1 protein-coding gene is annotated in these 275 nt (G+C 55.6%); it reads right to left on the reverse strand.

Annotated elements, in window-relative coordinates; all coding sequences use genetic code 11:
- Nucleotides 1-275 (reverse strand): ABC transporter ATP-binding protein (locus MXD62_RS08615; RefSeq protein WP_248828863.1); only part of this gene is annotated, 275 nt, incomplete at both ends.

The following is a 275-nucleotide window of genomic DNA, read 5'->3' on the forward strand; positions in this document are numbered from 1 at the left end:
GGCCAATATCTCCTTCTCCGTCGTACTGTCGAGGTTTCCCGTCGGCTCATCTGCGAGTACGATGCCCGGGTTGTTGACCAGAGCACGAGCAATACTGACGCGCTGCTGCTGACCGCCGCTCAATTCGTTTGGCTTATGATGGGTCCGTTCCGCCAGCCCCACTTTTTCCAGGATTTCTTTTGCCCGTGCCCGTCTGCTCCGCTTGCTTTCCCCGGAAAAAATAAGCGGCAGTTCCACGTTTTCCAGCGCCGTCAGATTAGGCAGCAGATTATATG

It is taken from the genome of Frankia sp. Mgl5, from assembly GCF_023242985.1.
Classification (GTDB): Bacteria; Actinomycetota; Actinomycetes; order Frankiales; family Frankiaceae; genus Parafrankia; species Parafrankia soli.